Below are 21,587 nucleotides of genomic sequence, written 5' to 3'. Positions count from 1 at the left end.
TCGGGAATATTAATTAAAAGCTGTTTGAAGGCAGTAATTTGCCATTCAGCTGTAATTGACTTCCGATGTGGTAATTTTCCTGATAATGTTCCAGTTCTGAAAAGAAGCGATCGGCTTCGGCTTCCAGATCGTGTACGGGATTAAAATTAGCTACAAAGTTTGGGTTCTTAAATTCGATCTGATAATAATAACCGCCATTATTGCTATCGAACACTTCGGTTACGCGGCTAACATTTTCCCAGCCCGAAAAAAAATCTGTCCGGCGGTATAGTAAAGAAGTACTTTTTAATTTAAAGCCAATGCCATCATCACCGATTAATACCTCGCTGCGCACAAAGACAAGCGCTTTAGTTACCCAGAAGAGCATAAGTGCCATCGAAACTATGGATAGGGAAACCAGCATTAACATCATCCCTTCTGAGAGTGAGGTAAATAAACCAAAAATGCAGTACATCACTAACGAAATGAAAAGCAGGGGAAAGCCAATCATAGCAATAAGCATCACATTGTTTTTGTGATATTTTAGTTTATAGACGTGCATGACATGAATTTTTGTAAAGTTAAGCCGGGATGCACGCCTTTGAAATACTTAGTTCTAGGTATTTTGTCGCAGGCGGTTACTTGCCCGACCACTCTTTATAAAAATGTTCTAAATAAAGCAGCATAAAATTGTGCCTTTCAGTTGCCATAACTTTACCGGTTTCGGTATTCATCAGATCTTTTAAAAGCAGTAGTTTTTCGTAAAAGTGATTGATGGTGGGCGCAGTTGTGTTTTTGTAACTCTCTTTGCTGAGGTGCTCTTCGGGTGGGATAGCCGGATCGTAAAGCACCCTGTTTTTAAAACCACCGTAAGTAAAAGCCCTGGCAATGCCTATGGCACCAATAGCATCTAAACGGTCGGCATCCTGAACAATCTGCATTTCCTTAGAGGTAAAACCGCCAGCATCAAAGCTGTTTTTGAACGACATGTTCTGGATAATCAGTTTAACATGGCTAATAATTTCGGGATCAACAGCAATCGATTCGAGGAAAGATGCAGCGATGTTAGGCCCTAATTCTTCGTCACCATGGTTAAACTTTGGGTCGGCAATATCATGAAGCAAAGCTGCAAAAGCAACAACGAGTTCGTTACCGTTTTCTTGCTGATTGATGGTTTTTGCGGTTTCAAAAACCCTTTCAATGTGAAACCAGTCGTGCCCTGCTTCTGCATTCGCTAAAGTTTTTTTTACAAAATCGATGGTTTTCTCAATAGATTGCTGCATTGTGCTAAATTTTTCCAAAGGTATTGGAATTATCTGGCGGGAAAAATAAATGATATCAACAGCGGATGGCTAACCCACTGCAGCGGCCCTGCGCTCATCATCAGCAATAATTTTGATGAGATCGTTGTGGTTAAGCGTTAACAGGTGCGGTACCTCTACTTCTAAAATTGCAGCAATCTGGAACAGGCGATCGATAGTTAGTTTACTATAGCCAAGTTCTATTTTACTATAAGCGTTTTGAGATATCTTGAGTTTTGCTGCAAGGTAATCCTGAGTATAGTCTCTGTATTCTCTAATTTTTCTAATATTTCCTGCAACATTCTTTGTCTTTGATGCCAGTGTATTTTCCATAAACAGGTGTTAAATTTTAACGTTTCTCTTCTCATTTACGAAAGTTATAAACCAATAGTTTTCTAAAAAGTGATTTTTTAGCACTATTAGGAATTACGTTAAGTGGAGAGGCAACTTATTATTAGCAACAATTAGATTTTGAAAAAGTTTTGGTTGCTGTTGTGTTGCTGATAATCAGGTAGCTTGGTTTTGGGTGAGTGGTTTGAGGCGTTGTAGGGACGAGGTCGTGTTAATGAGATAGCGGTACTGAGATTATTGAGGGACTGATGATAGGGGATGTGAAAGAGTAGATTTGAATGGACAGGTGGTTTTGTTTAATATAAACCCCAATCGTCTTCAAATTCGTCTTTTTCGAAATATTTAACCCACTCGATAAACAATAAGCGGAATTTTTCGATTTCGGCCAGAACAATGTCCTTGTATTCGGGCGTACAGATCCCAAACATATCTGCGGCCCTTACCTGTGTTTCGAGTTCGCGGCAGTTGGTTCTGATAATGGAAGCGTTTTCCATGCGTAAAATATACATATCTGCCCCCTCGGCCCCCACAATTTTAGGGCAAAGCATCAGCGCATTCTGCATAATTAAATTGGCGGTCATTTCGGCCATTTCGCCTTCCAGAGTTTCGCAGAACAGGGCAGCATATTTATATACTGCCCGGGCCTGGTTATATAAGTTCTTAGCCCTGGATACTTTTAACCTCACTTTTTCGGCATCATCAGACGATAGATTTTCTTCATCCTCATCATCCCGGCCAAAGCGGCTAAAATGCTCCCATTCGGGCATATGATCCATGTCATCGAATTCCATATTCTTTAAAATTGGTTACGTTATGGAACGTAAGAGCGTGTAATATATTAATTTTCAGGGAAAAAGACTAGTCTTCTGTTTTTGGAGCCCTTTTCGAGCCATCATACAATTCGTATTCCAATAACCTGCAGTCTAATTTACCATTATAAAATTCAACTTTTTTAGCAGCTTTTAAGCCTATTTTTTTAGCAAGATCAGGATTTCCGGTGAAAATATAACCAGAATAGCCCTTACATTTTGTTTTCATGAAATCGCCCATGCGCTTATAGGTAAGTTCTAATTTACTGTGCACACCTAAACGCTCGCCATATTCGGGGTTAAACACCACTGCTCCTTTACCATCTTCGGGCACTGGGGTAAGCTCAAAATCGCAAACTTCGAATTCGATTAAAGTATCTACGCCAGCTGTTTTTGCATTTCTGCGTGTTACTTCAACAGCATCCTCTGAAAGATCGGAAGCTACGATTTTGATATCGATATTTTTAATCACCTGATCTTTTAATAACCTGCGCTCTGCAAAAAACACTTCCTCGTTATAACCCAGAATGTGCATAAAAGCATAATTCATGCGGTAAAGTCCGGGGGCACGGTTCGTAGCAATCAGGGCTGCCTCGATGGCCAAAGTACCCGAACCACACATGGGGTTAATAAATGGCGATTTTTTATCCCAGTTGGTGGCATAAATTACACCCGAAGCCAGGGCTTCGAGCATTGGTGCTTTGCCCGGTATTTTACGGTAGCCGTGTTTGGCCAGGGTTTCTCCCGAGGTATCAATAAAAACATTGGCTTCGGCATCTTTCCAGTATAAATGCACCACCGCTTTGTTTACGTCTGATCCGGAATTTGGGCGGATACCTTTTTTCTCTTTCAGTCGGTCTACAATGGCATCTTTTACTTTCAGATTGGCAAAAAGAGGCGTGGTAATATTTGGGTTATCCACATTTGAAGTAACGGAGAAATAACCGGCAAAATCGATCAGTTCTTCCCACTCAATGGCTTTAATTTCGTTGTATAAATCATCGGGCGTAACGGCCTTAAAATTTTTGATCGAATATAAGATCTGACTGGCGCAACGCAAGTTCAAATTTAGCTTTATACACTCCGTAACGGTAATATTGAGCTCAACACCTGTTGGAAAAGCTCTTTCGATAGTGTAGCCTAAAGCCTTAACTTCTTCTTGTAAATAGGGTGAAAGGCGCTTGTTGCAGGTAATAATTACCTTGCTTTTATTGTGGAAAACTTGCATCATAATATATGCGAAGTTATCAATAAAATTATAGAGATTTGATGTTTATAAGTACATTATTAGTATTAGGTATGGAAATTAAAGGAAAAGTACACGAAATAGGTGCCACACAACAAGTAAGTGAAACGTTTAAAAAACGTGATTTAATAGTAGAATACGCAGAAAATCCAACATATCCAGAATATATCCGTTTTGAGGCTTTACAAGATAAAACTGCATTATTAGATACATTTAAAACTGGCGACGAGGTAGAGGTTTTCTTTAATTTACGTGGCCGTCCATGGACAGATAAAACAGGTAAAACATCATATTTTAACAGTTTGGTTATCTGGCGCATCAATGCAGTTGCAGGTGCTCCGGCAGCAGGCGCTCCAGCTTATGCAGCTCCGGTTGATGTAAGTAATGCACCAGGCGAGGATGATGATTTGCCTTTCTAAATAAAGAATCTTTTTTAAGCAAACAATTTTGAACCAATGCCGGGGCCTATGCCCCGGCATTTTTTTTTAACCCTGCTGTTAAAATATGTTAAAAACACGCATTTGGCGCTGTTAATAAGTATTTTTGATAAACTGAAGGGTTTTTAATAACTCATTTTCGGTTTTTTATTCCAGGTTACGAAACTTATTCATGAAGAAAAGAAGTTTTTGGTTAATTACTGTTTTAATGACAGTGGCGCTGCTCGGTGTGTTTGTAATGCAATTGTATTACATCCGGGAGTCCTATAAACTAAAATCCCAGCTTTTTGACGAACAGGTAAACCAAACACTTTCTACCGTGGTGAATAAAATTCAGCGGAGAAACGTTGCCGATCACCTTAACCGGAAAGATGCCGAAAATAAGCTTAAGCAAATTCAAGATTCGAGGCAACGCACCCTTGATATTAAAGACCTGCGGCAGCAATATGTGCAGGAAGCAGAACTGCGTCAGGCAGAAAGAGAAAACCAGATTGAAGCTTACCTCAACCAACAGGATAGTATTATCAGGGTATCATACCGTGCGCCCAATGTAATTTCGGAAAGGGAATATACCTCCTTAACATCCAAAAACGGCGATAAGCTCGATTTGCAGATGGATGCGTTTATTGATATCAAAAGTTTGATATTAAAGGGCTATAGCATGCGCAGCAAGCCTTTTTCTGCTCCACCCAAAGCATTCGAGTTTAAAAGCTTACAAAATTTGCCCGATACTTTACGGTATCTGGTTTTCGATCCGAGGGATGGTAGTCCGGGTTTTGCCAATGTGCCCAAAATCCCGACTGATTTAGATAAAAAATTTAAGCGTGATGATGAAATCGCCAAGAAAAAGCTCGAACTGAAAATTGCAGCCTTAGGCAAAGACACCTTCTCTTACAACCGCTTAAGCATGGTTGAAGATGTATCGAAAGAATTGCAGGAAACCAATGTTCCCATTTATAAACGCATTAATTTCGATTCGTTAGGCAGTATTTTGCGGGCAGAGCTTTTGGCCAATAACATTACCCTTGCACCTTCATACCGTGTTTCGCTGGCCAAAAAAGACTCGACGATCTTTATGACGGCTTCGAACGTAAAAGGAGAGTTTTTACCCGGAAATACCTACAAAATACCACTTTTCGGAAACGATATTTTTCGTGATCCGGGAATGCTCTTTGTGAGCTTCCCTGATAAAAACTCGGCCATTGTTTCTAATTTAAGTGCAACCCTGGCTTCATCAGTTGGCTTGCTGCTGGTGCTGGTTTTTATCTTTTCTTATACGCTGTATGCCATTCTAAAGCAAAAGAAAATTTCGGAGATGAAAACAGATTTCATCAACAACATGACCCACGAGTTTAAAACGCCTGTGGCCACCATTATGATTGCCAGCGAGGCTTTAAGAGACCCCGAGGTAACCGAAGATAAAGCGAGGCTAAAAAGGCTGGCAGGTATTATATACGATGAGAATGTTAGGCTGGGTAGCCATATTGAGCGGGTTTTAAGTATTGCCAGGCTGGAAAAAGGCGAACTTAATATGGAAAATACCGAGGTGGATATGAACGATCTGATTATGATTGTTCTGGATAGTATGGAATTGCAGCTGCAAAAAAGAAATGCAGTAATAACCGTAAATACCAATGCCGAAAATGCCACTGTTTTTGGCGATGAGCTGCATTTATCGAATGTAATTTATAACCTGATCGATAATGCCAATAAATACAGTACTGATACGCCTGATATAACCATTAGCACGCGCAATACCGGCAAGCATTTAATTATCGAAATTGCAGATAAGGGTATAGGCATGACTAAAGAACAGGCTAAACGCATTTTCGATCAGTTTTACAGGGTGCCTACGGGTAACCTACACGATGTTAAAGGCTTTGGCCTGGGGCTGAATTACGTTCAGGATATCATTAAAAAATTAAACGGAACCGTTAAAGTAAGTAGCGAAAAAGATAAAGGAACTACATTCGAAATATCGTTACCTTTATAAAGCTGTTAACCATCGGTACAAAAGCTTGCTTTATCGATACATTAAAATAGAACAGGTTTAATTTACTTAATATAGTAGCGTATTAATTTAAAGTTACGTATAAATTAAACCGTTATGCAGATTTCGAATCAAACTTTCAGTGTAGGTAACGCTACATATGTGAATAAAATTAAGAAAATGAAGAAAATACTTCTGGTAGAAGACGATCCAAACTTAGGTTTATTATTGCAGGACTATTTACAGCTAAAGGGTAAATTTGATGTAGTGCTATGCACTGACGGTGAAGAAGGGCTGCGGGCTTTTGGCAAGCAAAGCTTCGATTTATGCATTTTAGATGTAATGATGCCCAAGAAGGATGGCTTCACCTTAGGTAAAGATATTAGAAAGGCCAATGCGCATGTGCCTATTATTTTTGCAACTGCTAAGACCATGCTGGAAGATAAGGCAGCAGCATACGATTTGGGAGGCGATGATTACATTACCAAACCTTTCCGTATTGAAGAGCTTTTGTTGCGCATAAACGCCATGTTTAAACGTGTAGCCAATAAAACCGATAGTGCTGATGAATCGGCAGAAACACAGTTTTCTATTGGCCAGTATCATTTCGATTATACCACACAGATTATTACCAGTAACGATCTTCAGCAAAAACTTTCTACCAAAGAAGCAGAGTTGTTGCGTTTGTTGTGCCTGAAAAAGAATACCGTGTTAACCCGTGAAGAGGCTTTATTGAGTATCTGGCATGACGACAATTACTTTAATGGTCGCAGTATGGATGTGTTTTTAAGCAAACTGCGGAAATATCTGCGCGCCGATCCGGCTGTAGAAATTATTAATGTACACGGAAAAGGTTATAAGTTATTGGTGAATTAGGAAACATTTGAAATGTTGTAACGCTGGAAAGTTGAATATTAGAACGTTTCAACTTTCCAACGTTTAACCTATAAGTATAAGTTTTTCTCAATGGCCGGAATAATTCCTCTTTCCTGAGCCAGTTTAAACAAAGTATCAACCGCTTTACGGCCTTCTTCGCCCAGGTTAATGCTGTATTTGTTTACATAAAGTTCAATGTGTTTGTACATTACGCTTTCTTCCATGGCCTGGGCATGCTCACGAATAAAATCGATACTCGATTTTGGATGTGCAAAGGCATATTCTACCGATTGCCTGATTAAGCGGTTTACTTTTAATTGTACCTCGCGATCGAGGTTACGGTTAATTACAATACCGCCTAAAGGAATGGCACAGCCCGTTAGTTTTTCCCAGTAATCACCAAGATCTATAATTTTGTTCAGACCCTTGTCCTGATAAGTAAACCTGTTTTCGTGTATAATCAAGCCTAAATCAATCTTTTCTTCGAGCAAGGCCGATTCGATTTCAGAAAATACCAGCTCCTGTTTGTTCTGTAACTCGGGGTAGGCAATGCCCAGCAGGAAATTTGCAGTAGTATATTTGCCCGGTATACCTACTTTAAGCCCTGCATCAGGATTACGGAGTGCCGGATCATTTTCGCCTTGAAAATGGTTTTTACTGATCAACAGCGGGCCAACGCCGAAGCCCAGAGCGCTGCCGGCATCGAGTAAGGCATATTGATTGGCCACATATGCAAAAGCATGAAAACTTAATTTGGTGATATTTAATTCGCCCTTTAGTGCTTTCTGGTTCAGCGTTTCCACATCATCGTAATAAACCTCAAATTCTAAACCTTCGGTATCAATTTTATGGTGAATTAAAGCGTCGAAAATAAAAGTATCGTTAGGGCAGGGCGAAAAGCCAAGGGTAAGTTTCATAAATCAAAATTAACTACTGTGGTAAACTAATCCGTCATGCTCAGTTCATTTCTCCAATAAAAGCAATGGCCCAGTCGTTCAGGTTTTTAATAGAAAGTCCTATTTTCCAGTTGTCTTTATTGCGTGGTTCAACATAATTGGATATGCTTCTGATTTGCAGGCAATCGATATGGAGCTGTTTGCAGGCATAAAAAACGGCTGCACCTTCCATGCTTTCGGTTGTGGGACTTAAGCGTTCTACCAAATGTTTAATGCTTTTTTCACTTCCCGTAACACAATTCATGGTAATGCCTTTAGCCTGGGGCAAATCTATTTTATGCTGGCCGCGCGAAGTGTAATGGTTATCGCCAAAGCCCAGATCGGTAATGGTTAAAAAATCGTCGCCACTTTCGGCACCCAATTCGGCAAAGGTATCTTCAGTAATATTCAATACCGTTCCCAACTCAATATTGCGGTTAAAACAACCTGCTATACCGAAATTTATCACCAGGGTATATTTGTGCGATAGGTGCCTGCCCAATGCGAAAGCTGTTGCCACCATACCCACTCCGGTAATCAGCAAATCAAAATTTTTGCTTTCTACAAAATCGCCTTCCGGTAAATTAAAATGCTGATAAAAGTAAGAAAGTTCGGCCTTTGTGGCTGCAACAACTAAAGTTTTCATAGTGTAAATTTAAGGCTTTGTTTCGATAAACTTTGGTTTCTTTAAGCTTTGGTGTTTAGGCTTAATGCTTTATCAGTATATTTGCGGTTTATTTTATAGTAATGATTTACATAACGAGAAAAGCATCATTTAACGCAGCGCATAAGCTGGCCCGAACCGATTGGGATGATGATAAAAATAGTGAGGTTTATGGCAAGTGCGCCAATCCAAACTGGCACGGCCATAACTATTGGTTATACGTTACCGTTAAAGGCGAAGTTAATCCCGAAACGGGTTTCCTTGTTGACCTGAAATGGTTAAAAGATGTAATGAATAATTATGTTGTAGATAAGGTAGATCATAAGAACTTAAACCTTGATGTCGATTTTATGAAAGGCAAACTGGCCTCAACCGAAAATCTGGCAATCGAAATCTGGAAACAGTTGTGGGCACCAATTGCAGAAAGCGGTGCAATTTTACATTGCGTAAAAATCTACGAAACTGAAAACAATTATGTTGAATACTTTGGCTAAAAACCTACATTAATGAGCGATAAAGACGTATTAAAAGGCGAATCGATAGATGGTTATGTAAAAATAGACCGTTATAACGATGATAAAATAGAAGCTGTAGCTACACATTATAAAGATATTCTGGGTCATTTAGGCGAAAACCCTGAGCGCGAAGGTTTATTGAAAACCCCAGAGCGTGTGGCAAAAGCCTTACAATATTTAACACACGGCTACGACTTAAAACCCGATGAGATTTTAAAATCGGCAATGTTCGAAGAGGATTACAGCCAAATGGTTGTAGTAAAAGATATTGAAGTATATTCGATGTGCGAACACCACATGCTGCCGTTTTTTGGAAAAGCGCATATTGCCTATATCCCTAACGGACATATTGTTGGCTTAAGCAAAATTCCCCGTGTGGTTGATGCTTTCGCACGCCGTCTACAGGTACAGGAGCGTTTAACCAACGAAATCAGGGATTGTATCCAAAATACCTTAAGCCCAATGGGGGTTGCAGTAGTAATGGAGTGCAGGCACTTGTGTATGGCTATGCGCGGCGTACAAAAGCAGAATTCAGTAACCACTACATCGGCCTTTACCGGTACTTTTTTAAGTAACGATAAAACAAGGGCTGAGTTTTTGAGGTTAATTACAGCAAGTTTAGATTAATTTAGGATAACAAGTAGAAAGTGTCACGAAGCATTTAGCGTAGAAACGCTAAATGCTTCGTGATACGCTAAACTAACAATATGAAAGCATATATTTTTCCCGGACAGGGAGCACAGTTTGTAGGCATGGGTAAAGACCTTTACGAAAACCCTGAAGCTGCAGCATTATTTGAAAAAGCGAACGAAATTATTGGTTTCCGCATTAGCGACATTATGTTTGGCGGAACCGACGAGGAACTTAAACAAACCAAGGTAACGCAACCTGCAATTTTTTTGCATTCGGTTATTTTGGCTAAAGTTTTAGGTGCCGATTTTAAACCCGATATGGTTGCTGGTCACTCTTTAGGCGAATTTTCGGCTTTAGTTGCGGCAAATGCACTAAGTTTCGAAGATGGCTTAAAACTGGTTATTGCACGTGCTAATGCTATGCAGAAAGCCTGCGAAGCACAACCTTCTACTATGGCGGCTATTTTAGGCCTGGCTGATGAGGTTGTAGAGCAAATTTGTGCTGATATTGATGCCGTTGTTGTACCGGCAAATTACAACTGCCCGGGGCAGCTGGTAATTTCGGGCAGCATTGAAGGTATTGATTTGGCTTGTGCTAAATTAACTGAAGCCGGAGCAAAAAGAGCTTTAAAATTAAACGTAGGTGGAGCTTTCCACTCGCCGTTAATGGAGCCGGCAAAAATTGAACTACAGGCTGCTATTGAAGCTACTAATATTGCTGCACCAGTTTGTCCGGTATATCAAAATGTTGATGCTAAGCCATATACCGATCCAACTGAAATTAAAGCAAATTTAATTAAACAATTAACCGGTGCTGTACGTTGGACTCAAACAGTTGGGAACATGCTTGCCGATGGTGCAACCGAATTTGTTGAGGTTGGTCCGGGCAATGTGTTGCAGGGATTGGTTAAAAAAGTAAGCCGCGAAGTGCAAACCAGCAGTGCTGCAATTGCTTAATTTTTATTTCCTTAAAACATAATACCGACGCCATAAACCAAAGTTTATGGCGTTGTTTTTTACCAATATTTAATATCTTTATCCGTAGATGAAAATAAGCTTTGGTGTAAAAATAAGATTTCTATTGCTTGTTTTAGGCTGTTGCCTTATTGCAACTTCCATTTCTTTAAGCCGTTTTACTACCAAAAGTGAACTGCTCGATCATGATGCCAACGAGATACAGCAAAACCTTTTGGCCAAAGAAAGAGCCGTTGAAAATTTTTTAGCCAATAAGAAAGAGGTAGCCAAAGCCAAACAATTTCATTTAAACCCTCAGTATGCTACAGATTTTATCGAATCGTACCGCAGGCAGAACGGCATAAACTTATTTACCTATCAGAATAACGAGCTTAAATTCTGGAGCACCTATAAAGTTTCAGAAATAGACCCCAGCGCCATCAAAGAGGGCAGTTCGGTTCTGTTCTTTTCAAACGGATGGTATGAAGTAATTAAAAGTATACAGGGCAATTTTAGCTTTATTTTTCTCATCTCCATTCAGTCTCAATATCCTTTTAAAGAAACACAGTATTTTAAAAACGATATCGATCCGCTGTTATCCAATACCAAGATTTTAACCTTTGCATCTTTTACCGATAAGGATGTTTACACCATAAAAAGCCTCGATAATAAATTTTTATTCGGGCTAAAAGTTAAACCCGGCTATACCGATACCTATTATTCGGGCATCCAGCTTTGGCTTTTTGTGGCGGGGATGTTGTGTATCTGCATGTTTTTTAACTCCCTATCCTCGTTTATTGCAAGGCGCGGGCATATTGCATGGGGCACTTTTTTACTGCTCTTTTTCTTTCTGGCCTTTCGATTAACAGATTTGTATTTCGGCTGGTTTAACCATCGTTTTACCTTAGATCTTTTCGATCCTAAAATATATGCCGATAGCTTTTTAATGCCTTCGCTTGGCGATTTTCTGCTCAATGTAATTGCCATTACCTGGTTGCTGTTGTTTATGTACAACCACAAGGCACAGTATCAGTTTCCGGGCTGGATTAAACGCAATAAAGTTGTCGGTTTGTTTATCCAGGCTGCCTTAATGGTTTTCATCGGTAAGATTGTTTGGGATACCGACGATATTTTCTTCGGGCTGATTTTTAACTCCCGAATCAATTTTGATATCGTAAACATCTTAAAACTTAGCGGTACCAGTTGGGTGGGGATTGTGATTTTGTGCCTGGCCTGGTTCCAGATTTACCTTATTACTGTAATTTCGGCGACGGTTAGCAGCCAGCTAAACGTAACCAACAAAGAGCGGATTATTATTTTCCTGATCGGGTTTACCGGAGTATTTGTTTATAAGCTGTTTTTCGATTTTAATGCTTTTTTCATTGTTTTTGCCCTCGTTTTATTTATTGTTGCTAGGGCTGTTTACTTAAAGGAGCGTAATTTTTCGATTGGCATGTTTGCCATTGTTTTTTTCTGCCTGGCCTTTAATACTTCTATCAAATACACCCGCTTTAAAGATATTAAGGAAAGGAACTTGCGCGAACCAATGGCGCGTAAAATACAATCGTCGGAGGATTTGAATGCCATTATTGCACTCGGATCGCTGGGCAATGAAATTGCTAAAGATGACTTTTTAGCCCGGTACTTTAATCAAAATAAAACAGCCAATTACGCGGTGCTTAAAAACCACCTTAAAGATTATCTCGATGGCTATCTAAGCCGCTACGATTCGCAGATTTATCCATACGACAGGTTAGGTACGGCAATGGGTAATGCCGATAGCCCGCCAATTGATAAATATAAAAATCTGGTTGAAGCGGGTTCGGTAAAAATTGATGGTTCTAACTTTTTCTATCAGGTAAACAATACTTTTGGCTATCAGGATTACTTCGGGATTATTTCGGTGGTTGATAATGGTAATTTATTGGGTACGCTGATTATCGAGCTGCGCTCTAAACCCTACAATTACAATAACAGGCTGCCCGATCTTTTGGGAGATCAAAAACAGGCAAAGGACGAAGATTTCAGAGGTTATTCTATTGCTTTCTACAGCAATAACAAATTGCTTAACCAATCTGGTAATTATACTTTCCCTTTAGATGGCAGTTTATTTAAAGGTAAAAAGGATGACTTTATTACCCTTAGCGACGATAGTTTGCATTATAGCCATTTAATTTATAAGCCATCGGCAAGTAAAATGGTTGTCATTAGTAAGGCAAAGGTAGATTATGTGGAGCGTTTAGCCGCTTTATCTTTCTTTTTCCTGGTGTTTATCATCTTCTCATTACTGCTTTACGGGTTAATATGGCTGATTAAGAACCTGGATGACGACAAAGTTGGCTGGTTCAGTATTAACCGGTCGTTAATGATCAATGCCAATAAAATCTTATATAAAACACGTATTCAGGTCGTAATTGTACTATCGGTTGTGGCCACTTTAGTTATTGTAGGTTGGGTAACCTATTACTATATGGATAAAGAATACCGGGGGCAGCAGGATGCGATATTGAAAGATAAGATCAGGAAGGTGCAGCAGAATTTCGAAAAGCAGGTTTTTAACAACGGTATGATTTCGAACGATGAAAGCGCTGCAGCAGATTTTAACAACTTTGCCGACATTAACAATGCCGACCTGAATTTGTATGATTTGAACGGTAACCTGATGATGACCACCTATCCGAAACTTTATAGCTATAAAATTATTGGCCGGAAAATGGGGCCATTGGCCTTTATATCTTTAAATGGACTGCACCGCTCGGAGTTTATTAACCTTGAGGAGAAAATTGGAAGTTTAACCTACGCTGCGGCCTATGCACCTGTACGTAATTCCCAAAATAAAACAATCGCCTATCTAAGCCTGCCCAATTATTCGAACGAAGAAGAATATAGCGATAAAATAGCCCTTTTTGTCAGTAACCTGATCAATATTTACGCACTGGTTTTCGTTGCGATTGGGGTATTGGCTATCTTTCTTGCTAACCAGATTACCAGTCCTTTAACGTTTATTCAGGAGAGTATCAGCCGGACAAAAATAGGACAGCGTAACGAGCCTATTGTGTGGCGCAGGCACGATGAAATTGGTTCGTTAATTAAAGAATACAACAACATGATTGCGGCATTAGAAGATAGTGCCCTTAAGCTGGCCCGCTCAGAGCGCGAGAGCGCCTGGCGCGAAATGGCTAAGCAGGTTGCGCACGAAATTAAAAATCCCTTAACTCCACTCAAATTGGGTGTTCAGTTACTGGAAAAATCGTGGAAAGAAAAAGACCCGAACTTTGAACTGAAGTTTAATAAATTCAGCAAATCGTTTATCGAACAGATTGATAGCCTTTCTAAAATCGCTTCTGAGTTCTCTAATTTCGCTAAAATGCCCGACACCAAGTTGGAGCGGCTTTTATTATTGCCCATTATTGAACAGGCCCGAGAAGTATTTAAAAGTACCGATAATGTAACCATTGATGTGCTAAACAAAAGTGATAAGGACATCGAAATCATGGCCGATCACGATCAGCTGTTGCGTACCTTTAATAATCTGCTCAAAAATGCAATCGAAGCCATTGATGAAGATACTTTGTGCTGCATAACCATCATTGTTTACATGGATGCGAAAAACGCTTATATCGAAATTAAGGATAACGGAAAAGGTATTCCGCCATCTTTGCAGGATAAAATCTTCGTGCCCAATTTTACCACCAAATCATCGGGTACAGGCCTGGGGCTGGCTTTTGTTAAACAAGCTGTAGAAAACGCAGGCGGTACCGTTAAATTTACTTCAGTAAGCGGCCTTGGAACCACGTTTTATTTAAATTTCCCTTTGGCTTAAGTAATTGTCGGGAAGAAGCGTTAATGTAATTTTACCGCAGTTCTACCTGGGCTTTACCCATGGTGTTACCATCGGCATATAAGATTACGGTATAAATACCTTTAATAAAGGGCTTTGGGTTCGCCCAGTCGATAACATAAGTACTGTCATCGTTATTGTAATTGATAAAAATAGAATGGCTGTACTGCATATCCTGTCCGTCGGCTTCAAAGTGGTTACCTTCATCAGCCAGCAGGTTTCCTGCCGGATCGAATACCCTCAGGTAAATGTTATGATGGCCTTTTTCTGCCAGTTGGTTTGGGATAATGGTGAAACGAACACTTAGCTTTTCAGCAGTAGATGATCTGGTTACCTCTACTTTTTTTCCGCTCGATTTAGTTCTGAAAGCTACAATTTCGGCCGATTGAAGTTTTAATACTGCTGCCGTTTTCACTTTGGCATTGAGGTTGCTGTTTTCACTTTCTAGGTTCGATGCCTTGTTACTAATGCTTCGCAAGGTGTTTTCGAGGCTATCTCGGCTGTTTTTTAAAAAGATATTGTCTTTCTGCAGCTGGATAATCTGGTCGCTATAATTCTTAACAAAGGTTTTTAGCTCATTAATCTGGGCATTTGCCTTATCCAGTTCAACCTGAGTAATCTGGTTTTTTTGCAAGGCCAGCTTAAGCGCATCGATCTTCTGGCGTGCTTCTTTCTGTTCTTCAACCAGCTTTTCGTTTAAATCTAAATTAAGCGCATTAACCTTGTCCAGCTCAACTTCAATTTTTTCGACCTCGAGCCGCAGTTTATCTTTCTCCGTGCTTACGGTCACAAACCTCTCGCTCTGCTTTCGGTCTTTAAGAAACAAATAAGCATTTGTACCTATTAAAGCCGCTATAACAATTACCAGAAAGTAAATTTTGTTCCTATCACCTTTATTGACTTTTTGTGATTCCATTTTTAATAACGCTGTATCTTCTTTAAATTAATATACTTTTGTTCTCCATAGGTAAATGGGGGTACACAATTAATTTTAGGAGGCGCAAATTAAAATTTTTAATAAACTTATAAGAGTTTTTAAAAAAAATCGTTTACTTGCTAATGTTCATTTGTACTCAAATTAACACAAACACACAACCTGAATAAAAAAATAAGACAGAAATAATGCTTAAAAACTTCCTATACGCACTTTTATCCTTAACTGTATTACCTTATATATTAAATGCACAACCTTTATCAAAAATTGCACCAAAAAGGGAGTTTAGGGGAGTATGGGTGGCAACTGTTACGAATATCGACTGGCCTTCCAAACCCGGACTAAGTGTAGATCAGCAAAAACAGGAGCTTATTGGTATTCTCGAGCGCCATAAAAGTCAGGGCATGAATGCCATTGTTTTGCAGGTAAGGCCTGCGGCCGATGCTTTTTACGCCAAATCGAGAGAACCATGGAGCCAGTGGCTAATGGGTAAACAAGGTCTGGCACCTGCAGCAGGTTACGATCCGCTTGCTTTTGCCATTAAAGAGGCACATTTTAGGGGAATGGAATTACATGCCTGGTTTAACCCATACCGGGCCAGTATGAGCAGTAATGCTGTATTGAGCGAGAACCATGCTTATCGTAAACATCCTGATTGGTTTTTCACCTATGGTGGTAAAAAGCAGTTCGATCCGGGGATTCCTGAGGTTAGGGAATACATTGTGCAGGTTATTCTGGATGTAGTAAAAGGATATGATATAGACGGCATTCATTTCGACGATTATTTTTATCCTTACAAAGTAGAAGGCCAAACCATTAACGATGGCAATACTTTTTACAAATACCCCAATAATTTCTCAGACATTAAAGACTGGAGGCGCAATAACGTTGATTTGTTGATTAAACAATTAGACGATAGTATTCACCACTACAAAAAATGGGTAAAATTCGGGATCAGTCCCTTCGGGATCTGGAAAAATAAAAATGAAGACCCTGAAGGTTCGGCTACAAGTGGCTTATCTAACTACGCCGAGCTTTTTGCCGATAGCCGTAAATGGGTAAGGGAAGGATGGATAGATTATATTAACCCGCAGATTTATTTTACATTTACCAGAAGGGTTGCGCCATATGGTGTTTTGGTTGATTGGTGGAGCAACAATACTTATGGCAGGCACGTTTATATTGGCCAGGGGGCTTATCTGGTAAACTCGAGGGCAGAGGCTGCATGGAGAAACATGAGCGAAATTCCGAATCAGATCAGGTATTTAAGAGATAACAACCGGATTCAGGGAAGCGTGTTCTTTAGCTCAAAATCTTTGAGTACCGTAGCAAAGGCGGTAGGCGATTCGTTAAAGAATGATTTTTATAAATATCCGGCTTTACCTCCTCAAATGCCCTGGCTGGATGAAGTACCGCCAAACGAACCACAGGCCCTAACTGCCGATGCCATGAAAGATGGTGTGCACCTGAAATGGCAACTTCCGTTGAAAGCTAAAGATGGTGAAACCGCTTCGGGTTTTGTAGTTTACCGCTTTAGTGAGGGCGAGAAAATTTCGATACTCGATCCTAAAAACATCATCAAAATAAGTTTTGAAGATTATCTTTCATTTATTGATACCGGTATAGAGAGCGGAAAGCGCTATAGCTATCTGGTAACGGCTTTAGACCGCTTAAAAAATGAAAGTGAACCTAGTGGTCCGGTAGGGGTAGAAGTGCCGCTGGCCAAAGAATAAAGGGCTAAAGCGCCCTTTTATTGGTCGATTCTCTTTCTACAACTGTGGGGTCGAGTACGATATGCTCCATGTTGCTGTAAGGATTTTGCTGGTTAATCATTTTCAGGAACATCTTAGCACATGCCTTACCGATTTGAGGTGCATGTTGATCGATGGTAGATAAATTAGGGGTAATATAGGCCGAAAATGCTTCGTTGGCAAAACCGATAACCCCGATTTCGGGAGGCGTTTCGTCAATTTCTTTAAGTTTTTTAATTACACCCACAGCGGTAAAGTCGTCTCCGGCAATAATAGCATCGGGTTTGTTTGGGCTGCGCATCAGTTTCCCCGCACCAAAACGGCCGTCTTTAATGGATAAGCCGCCAAAAATAATGTATTCTTCCATTAAAGGCAGGCCATTATCTGCAAGTGCTGCCTTATAACCTTCGAGGCGATCGTTAAATATCTTAATCTGGTGGATAGTAGTTACAAAAGCAATTTTTTTATAGCCACTATCAATTAAATGCTGCGTGGCAATATATCCTGCCCTGAAATCATCGAGGGTAATGGTCGGTACCTTTAAATCTGCGTTTACCCGGTCGAATAAAATCAAAGGCTTATTTTGCTTAACAATTTCGGCAAAGTGACTTACATCTTGCGTTTCCAGCGATAGAGAAGCCATAATTCCATCAACCTGAGCCTCTAATAAAGTTTTTACACCATTTATTTCATTCTCTACCGATTCGTTAGACTGATAGATAATTACGCGGTATCCGCTATCTTTTAAACCATCTTCTATGCAGTGGATAATGGATGCAAAAAAATGAGCCTGTACGCTGGGTACAATAACCCCAATAATATGTGTTTTGCCCGATTTTAATGCTGAGGCCAGCTTGTTTGGGCTGTAATTTAATTTCTTCGCCATATCTACCACTGCTTTTCTTGTGGTATCGCTTATGGCCGGAAAGCCACTTAATGCTCGCGAAACGGTAGATACCGTAACATTCAGCTCCTTTGCAATGTCGTATATAGTGGTTTTCTTTTTCAATTTTTGAGTTAGAGGTCGATTTAATAATAGTGTATAAATGTACTAAACCTTAATAATAATGTTCTTTTTGTACATGAAATATAATAATACATAGAAACCCAGTACATAGGTAACGGCCCAAACCAGTGAGGCATTTATTGGGCTAAAAAACGGCGTGTAACAGGTTTCATAAAACCTGACCAACAATCCGGTTTTTTTTCCGTCAGGTTTGGTAACCTGAATGAGGTTTAACACCCGGGGCATTAAACCTGCCAAAAAGAAAACGGTGATGGCGTTAACGCCATATACCACAAAGGGGGTTGTAAATTTCCTGTAGCCCTGTACATCAATAATCCAGTAACATAGCGCGAGGCCAATGCTTGCCAACCCACCTGCGTAAAGTACATATGAGCTTGTCCAAAGTGCTTTATTAATCGGGAACTGTAAATCCCAAAGGAGACCCAATACAACGGCGGCAATGCCTGCGGTAAAAAGCCAGGCTACTTTTGTGGCATTATCTACATCTTTTCGGCGCATCCAAATACCAACCAAAATACCAAATAAGCAAGTGCCAACGGCAGGTAATGTGCTTAAAATCCCTTCGGGGTCCCATGTTTTCGACGAGGCCCAGGTGTGTGCTTCAGTTAAAATACCCCTGTCAATCCAGGCCGCTAAATTGGTTTCTTTCTCCAGATTCGGATAGCCTACACCAGGTACGGGGATAAAATTCATTAAGGCCCAGTAAACCGCCAGTATTACGATTAATGTTTTAAATATTGTTTTTTCCGAAGCTTTAAGGAAGATGATGCTGCTAATGATAAAAACGATACCTATTCTTTGTAATACACCCAATAACCTAACCGTTTGGAAAGCTTCTAGGATTGTACTTTCGGTAGTGATTGCGCTGATAATTTTTCCGAAAATGGCTAAAAAGAATCCTAAGAGGTACAAGGTAACACCACGTTTTATCGCTTTAATGATGGTTTTTTGATGCGTGGCCGGATCAGCTTTGCTGCTGCTCATGGCAAAAGCGATAGACACACCCACAATCCACAGGAAGAATGGAAAGATTAAATCGGTTGGTGTGCACCCGTTCCATTCAGCATGCTCTAAGGGAGCATAAATATGTCCCCAACTACCCGGATTATTCACTAAAATCATTGCGGCTACCGTTAATCCCCTAAAAAAATCCAGTGAAAGCAATCTTTGTTTAGTTTCGGTCATGGTTAGTTGGTTTGATAAAACTAATTTATAGTATTGTTTTTACAATGAGAAATAACTTGCTTACGAAGTTTCGCGGAGTGTGGCCCTCCTGGCCTTTCAGACTTGGGAGGAAGAGAAAAAAAATCCTGCTTTGAGTAAACAAAGCAGGATTGATATCGATTAACTAAATCTAATCTTCAAATTTCCAGCGTACAAAAGCTTCCATGGCTTCGTATTCTGCAAGACCTAAATCATCGTAAGCCTTAGCTGTTTCGCGGTTACGGTCTTCGGCACGTTGCCAGAATTCTCTTGAATCATCGCCAGGGAAAACAGCTCTGTCTTTTTGGCTCTGGTGCTTGAAAATTGCATATTTTTTGCGTTCAAGTTCTTGCGGAGAAATTGGCACAGCCATTTCGATTTCGTGAGTTTCGAATTCGTGCCATGCGCCACGGTACATCCATAGCCAGCAATCCTGGGCCCAGGCCTCAGTTTTACGCAGGCGCTTTAAAGCTGCAAGAATGATATTGAAACAAACAATGTGCGTACCATGTGGATCTTCGAAATCGCCGGCGGCATAAACCTGGTGGGGTTTAACTTTTTGCAAAAGCTCCATGGTTAACTCGATGTCGGCATCGGTTACCGGATTTTTCTGCACTTTACCACTTTCGTAGAAAGGAAGCGCCTGAAAGTGAATGTGATCATCTTCTAAACCGCAATATCTTGCTCCTGCAATAGCTTCTCCTTTTCTGATTAAGCCTTTAACGGTTTGGATCTCCGGTGTATCTATCTGGTTTGGTTTTTTCTGCTCAATAAAGGCTCTCATGTTATTGTAAAGCTCCTTTAAATGCGAATTATCCATGCCCATTTTCTCTGTAAAATCTACGTTGAACTCTACAAAGCGAAGTGCGTCATCATCCCAAACAGCGGTGTTTCCGGAAGTTTGATAAGCCACGTGTACATCGTGTTTCTGATCAACGAGACGGATAAAAGTACCACCCATCGAAATCACATCATCATCAGGGTGTGGTGAAAAGATAATTACTCTTTTTTTAGCTGGTTCAGCCCTTTCCGGACGTTGAGAATCGTCGGCATTTGGTTTACCACCTGGCCAGCCTGTAATGGTGTGTTGTAACTTGTTAAAGATATGGATGTTGATATTGTACACCGGCCCTTTTTCGGTTGCCAGTTGTGCCATACCATTGTTGTTGTAATCGTCTTCGGTTAATTTTAAGATCGGCTTATTTAAAGTATTGGCCAACCAGATCACTGCCTTACGGATTAAAGCATCGGTCCAGATACAATCTTTTACCAACCATGGCGTATCAAAACGTGTTAAATCTGAAGCTGCCGGAGCATCAAGAATGAATTCAACATGATCAGATAGCTGAAGGAATGTAGCAGGTACATCGCCAGAAATTTCTCCTTCTACCGCTTTTTTAATGATCGAAGCTTTTTTACGGCTCCAGGCCATTAATATAATTTCCCTGGCTTTGAAAATGGTACCAATACCCATGGTAATCGCCTTTGTTGGTACAAAGCTTTTACCACCGAAATCGCGTGCAGCATCGCGACGGGTAAGGTCATCAAGGGTAACTAAACGTGTTCCTGAGTTTGGTGCAGAGCCCGGCTCGTTAAACCCGATGTGACCGGTACGACCAATACCCAGAATCTGGATATCAAGACCGCCTAAATCACCAATTTTCTTTTCGTAATCTAAACAAAACGCCGGAATGTCTTCAAGTGCAAGTGTTCCGTCAGGAATGTGAACATTCTTTTTATCGATGTCGATATGATCGAAAAGATTCTCGTTCATAAAAGTAACGTAGCTCTGTGCCGCAGTTGGCGCCATTGGATAATACTCATCCAGGTTGAACGTAATTACGTTTTTGAAACTTAAACCTTCTTCTTTGTGCAGTCTAACCAGTTCGGCATATACTGCAATTGGAGTAACACCTGTTGCTAAGCCCAGTACTGCAGGTGCGTTGTTTGCTTGCTTTGATTTAATGAGTTCCGCGATGCGGTTTGCTACATTAATGGAAGCAATTTTTGGATTTTCGAACACGCTAACGGGTAGTTTCTCGAAACGTGTCTCCTCCAGTAAATTTAATCTAGCCATTTTTTTATATGGATTTTAATGTACGGAGCAGTAAATATAGAGAGTTATGCCCAATTATTAACACA

The 21,587-nt window shown here is 40.2% G+C and carries 19 protein-coding genes; 8 read left to right on the top strand and 11 right to left on the bottom strand.

The genetic code is table 11. The annotated features are described in order from the left end of the window. Positions 1–13 precede the first annotated feature (13 nt). The 5 genes from HWV58_RS13845 to HWV58_RS13825 all read right to left on the bottom strand — a co-directional run bounded on the left by HWV58_RS13845 (position 14) and on the right by HWV58_RS13825 (position 3,668). Positions 14–541 carry a hypothetical protein gene (locus tag HWV58_RS13845; protein ID WP_175634674.1) on the bottom strand — a complete coding sequence of 176 codons (528 nt, stop codon included), beginning with the start codon at positions 539–541 and terminating at the stop codon, positions 14–16. Between the two features lie 76 nt (positions 542–617). Next, positions 618–1,262: an HD domain-containing protein gene (locus tag HWV58_RS13840; protein ID WP_175634673.1), complete on the bottom strand. Its 645-nt coding sequence runs from the start codon at positions 1,260–1,262 to the stop codon at positions 618–620. A gap of 69 nt (positions 1,263–1,331) precedes the next feature. Continuing rightward, entirely contained in the window at positions 1,332–1,613 is a 282-nt protein-coding gene (locus HWV58_RS13835; protein WP_175634672.1) for a helix-turn-helix domain-containing protein, read from the bottom strand. Positions 1,614–1,927: 314 nt separating this feature from the next. Then, entirely contained in the window at positions 1,928–2,422 is a 495-nt protein-coding gene (locus tag HWV58_RS13830) for a hypothetical protein (RefSeq protein WP_124558832.1), read from the bottom strand. A gap of 67 nt (positions 2,423–2,489) precedes the next feature. Further along, a complete protein-coding gene (locus HWV58_RS13825; RefSeq protein ID WP_175634838.1) occupies positions 2,490–3,668 on the bottom strand; it encodes a THUMP domain-containing class I SAM-dependent RNA methyltransferase in 1,179 nt (392 codons plus the stop codon). 71 nt (positions 3,669–3,739) lie between these two features. On the opposite strand from HWV58_RS13825, the gene HWV58_RS13820 reads away from it, so the two are divergent. The 3 genes from HWV58_RS13820 to HWV58_RS13810 all read left to right on the top strand — a co-directional run bounded on the left by HWV58_RS13820 (position 3,740) and on the right by HWV58_RS13810 (position 6,989). Continuing rightward, positions 3,740–4,105 (top strand): DUF3127 domain-containing protein, encoded by a 366-nt coding sequence (locus HWV58_RS13820; protein WP_175634837.1) that lies wholly within the window; start codon positions 3,740–3,742, stop codon positions 4,103–4,105. A gap of 190 nt (positions 4,106–4,295) precedes the next feature. After that, on the top strand, positions 4,296–6,116 hold the full coding sequence (locus tag HWV58_RS13815) for a sensor histidine kinase (RefSeq protein WP_175634671.1): 1,821 nt from the start codon (positions 4,296–4,298) through the stop codon (positions 6,114–6,116). Between the two features lie 177 nt (positions 6,117–6,293). Then, entirely contained in the window at positions 6,294–6,989 is a 696-nt protein-coding gene (locus HWV58_RS13810; protein ID WP_175634670.1) for a response regulator transcription factor, read from the top strand. Positions 6,990–7,057: 68 nt separating this feature from the next. Here the strand turns inward: HWV58_RS13810 and HWV58_RS13805 are convergent, their stop codons facing one another. Further along, a complete protein-coding gene (locus tag HWV58_RS13805) occupies positions 7,058–7,906 on the bottom strand; it encodes a menaquinone biosynthesis family protein (RefSeq protein ID WP_175634669.1) in 849 nt (282 codons plus the stop codon). A 40-nt stretch (positions 7,907–7,946) separates the two neighbouring features. Continuing rightward, positions 7,947–8,570, bottom strand: a complete 624-nt coding sequence (mqnB, locus tag HWV58_RS13800) for a futalosine hydrolase (RefSeq protein ID WP_175634668.1) — start codon at positions 8,568–8,570, stop codon at positions 7,947–7,949. Positions 8,571–8,671: 101 nt separating this feature from the next. Here mqnB and HWV58_RS13795 point away from each other — a divergent pair, with 101 nt between their 5' ends. From HWV58_RS13795 to HWV58_RS13780, 4 genes are all read left to right on the top strand, one after another. Beyond that, the gene (locus HWV58_RS13795; protein ID WP_039477758.1) at positions 8,672–9,082 is read left to right on the top strand and encodes a 6-pyruvoyl trahydropterin synthase family protein; all 411 of its coding nucleotides are present in this window, start codon (positions 8,672–8,674) and stop codon (positions 9,080–9,082) included. Positions 9,083–9,094: 12 nt separating this feature from the next. Further along, positions 9,095–9,730 carry a GTP cyclohydrolase I FolE gene (gene folE / locus HWV58_RS13790; RefSeq protein ID WP_175634667.1) on the top strand — a complete coding sequence of 212 codons (636 nt, stop codon included), beginning with the start codon at positions 9,095–9,097 and terminating at the stop codon, positions 9,728–9,730. 80 nt (positions 9,731–9,810) lie between these two features. Continuing rightward, positions 9,811–10,692 (top strand): ACP S-malonyltransferase, encoded by an 882-nt coding sequence (gene fabD, locus HWV58_RS13785; protein WP_175634666.1) that lies wholly within the window; start codon positions 9,811–9,813, stop codon positions 10,690–10,692. 88 nt (positions 10,693–10,780) lie between these two features. Further along, entirely contained in the window at positions 10,781–14,512 is a 3,732-nt protein-coding gene (locus HWV58_RS13780; protein ID WP_175634665.1) for a sensor histidine kinase, read from the top strand. A 31-nt stretch (positions 14,513–14,543) separates the two neighbouring features. Here HWV58_RS13780 and HWV58_RS13775 read toward each other — a convergent pair whose 3' ends face one another. Continuing rightward, a complete protein-coding gene (locus tag HWV58_RS13775; protein WP_175634664.1) occupies positions 14,544–15,446 on the bottom strand; it encodes a hypothetical protein in 903 nt (300 codons plus the stop codon). Between the two features lie 206 nt (positions 15,447–15,652). On the opposite strand from HWV58_RS13775, the gene HWV58_RS13770 reads away from it, so the two are divergent. Next, positions 15,653–17,197, top strand: coding sequence for a glycoside hydrolase family 10 protein (locus HWV58_RS13770; RefSeq protein ID WP_175634663.1), 1,545 nt, complete (start codon positions 15,653–15,655; stop codon positions 17,195–17,197). A 4-nt stretch (positions 17,198–17,201) separates the two neighbouring features. Here the strand turns inward: HWV58_RS13770 and HWV58_RS13765 are convergent, their stop codons facing one another. The 3 genes from HWV58_RS13765 to nagB form a co-directional block, all read right to left on the bottom strand. After that, positions 17,202–18,224, bottom strand: a complete 1,023-nt coding sequence (locus HWV58_RS13765) for a LacI family DNA-binding transcriptional regulator (protein WP_175634662.1) — start codon at positions 18,222–18,224, stop codon at positions 17,202–17,204. A gap of 42 nt (positions 18,225–18,266) precedes the next feature. After that, positions 18,267–19,427 carry an acyltransferase family protein gene (locus HWV58_RS13760; RefSeq protein ID WP_175634661.1) on the bottom strand — a complete coding sequence of 387 codons (1,161 nt, stop codon included), beginning with the start codon at positions 19,425–19,427 and terminating at the stop codon, positions 18,267–18,269. Positions 19,428–19,596: 169 nt separating this feature from the next. Then, a complete protein-coding gene (nagB, locus tag HWV58_RS13755) occupies positions 19,597–21,522 on the bottom strand; it encodes a glucosamine-6-phosphate deaminase (protein WP_175634660.1) in 1,926 nt (641 codons plus the stop codon). Positions 21,523–21,587: the final 65 nt, after the last annotated feature.

Origin of the sequence: Pedobacter ghigonis, from assembly GCF_903166585.1 — a bacterium.
Taxonomy (GTDB): Bacteria; Bacteroidota; Bacteroidia; order Sphingobacteriales; family Sphingobacteriaceae; genus Pedobacter; species Pedobacter ghigonis.
This window is presented reverse-complemented; position numbering and strand designations above follow the sequence as displayed.

Bases quoted from the DNA above. Each gene is read 5' to 3' on its own strand.
- HWV58_RS13845 (WP_175634674.1), bottom strand. From the start codon at position 541: ATGCACGTCTATAAACTAAAATATCACAAAAACAATGTGATGCTTATT.
- HWV58_RS13840 (WP_175634673.1), bottom strand. From the start codon at position 1,262: ATGCAGCAATCTATTGAGAAAACCATCGATTTTGTAAAAAAAACTTTA.
- HWV58_RS13835 (WP_175634672.1), bottom strand. From the start codon at position 1,613: ATGGAAAATACACTGGCATCAAAGACAAAGAATGTTGCAGGAAATATT.
- HWV58_RS13830 (WP_124558832.1), bottom strand. From the start codon at position 2,422: ATGGAATTCGATGACATGGATCATATGCCCGAATGGGAGCATTTTAGC.
- HWV58_RS13825 (WP_175634838.1), bottom strand. From the start codon at position 3,668: ATGCAAGTTTTCCACAATAAAAGCAAGGTAATTATTACCTGCAACAAG.
- HWV58_RS13820 (WP_175634837.1), top strand. From the start codon at position 3,740: ATGGAAATTAAAGGAAAAGTACACGAAATAGGTGCCACACAACAAGTA.
- HWV58_RS13815 (WP_175634671.1), top strand. From the start codon at position 4,296: ATGAAGAAAAGAAGTTTTTGGTTAATTACTGTTTTAATGACAGTGGCG.
- HWV58_RS13810 (WP_175634670.1), top strand. From the start codon at position 6,294: ATGAAGAAAATACTTCTGGTAGAAGACGATCCAAACTTAGGTTTATTA.
- HWV58_RS13805 (WP_175634669.1), bottom strand. From the start codon at position 7,906: ATGAAACTTACCCTTGGCTTTTCGCCCTGCCCTAACGATACTTTTATT.
- mqnB (WP_175634668.1), bottom strand. From the start codon at position 8,570: ATGAAAACTTTAGTTGTTGCAGCCACAAAGGCCGAACTTTCTTACTTT.
- HWV58_RS13795 (WP_039477758.1), top strand. From the start codon at position 8,672: ATGATTTACATAACGAGAAAAGCATCATTTAACGCAGCGCATAAGCTG.
- folE (WP_175634667.1), top strand. From the start codon at position 9,095: ATGAGCGATAAAGACGTATTAAAAGGCGAATCGATAGATGGTTATGTA.
- fabD (WP_175634666.1), top strand. From the start codon at position 9,811: ATGAAAGCATATATTTTTCCCGGACAGGGAGCACAGTTTGTAGGCATG.
- HWV58_RS13780 (WP_175634665.1), top strand. From the start codon at position 10,781: ATGAAAATAAGCTTTGGTGTAAAAATAAGATTTCTATTGCTTGTTTTA.
- HWV58_RS13775 (WP_175634664.1), bottom strand. From the start codon at position 15,446: ATGGAATCACAAAAAGTCAATAAAGGTGATAGGAACAAAATTTACTTT.
- HWV58_RS13770 (WP_175634663.1), top strand. From the start codon at position 15,653: ATGCTTAAAAACTTCCTATACGCACTTTTATCCTTAACTGTATTACCT.
- HWV58_RS13760 (WP_175634661.1), bottom strand. From the start codon at position 19,427: ATGACCGAAACTAAACAAAGATTGCTTTCACTGGATTTTTTTAGGGGA.
- nagB (WP_175634660.1), bottom strand. From the start codon at position 21,522: ATGGCTAGATTAAATTTACTGGAGGAGACACGTTTCGAGAAACTACCC.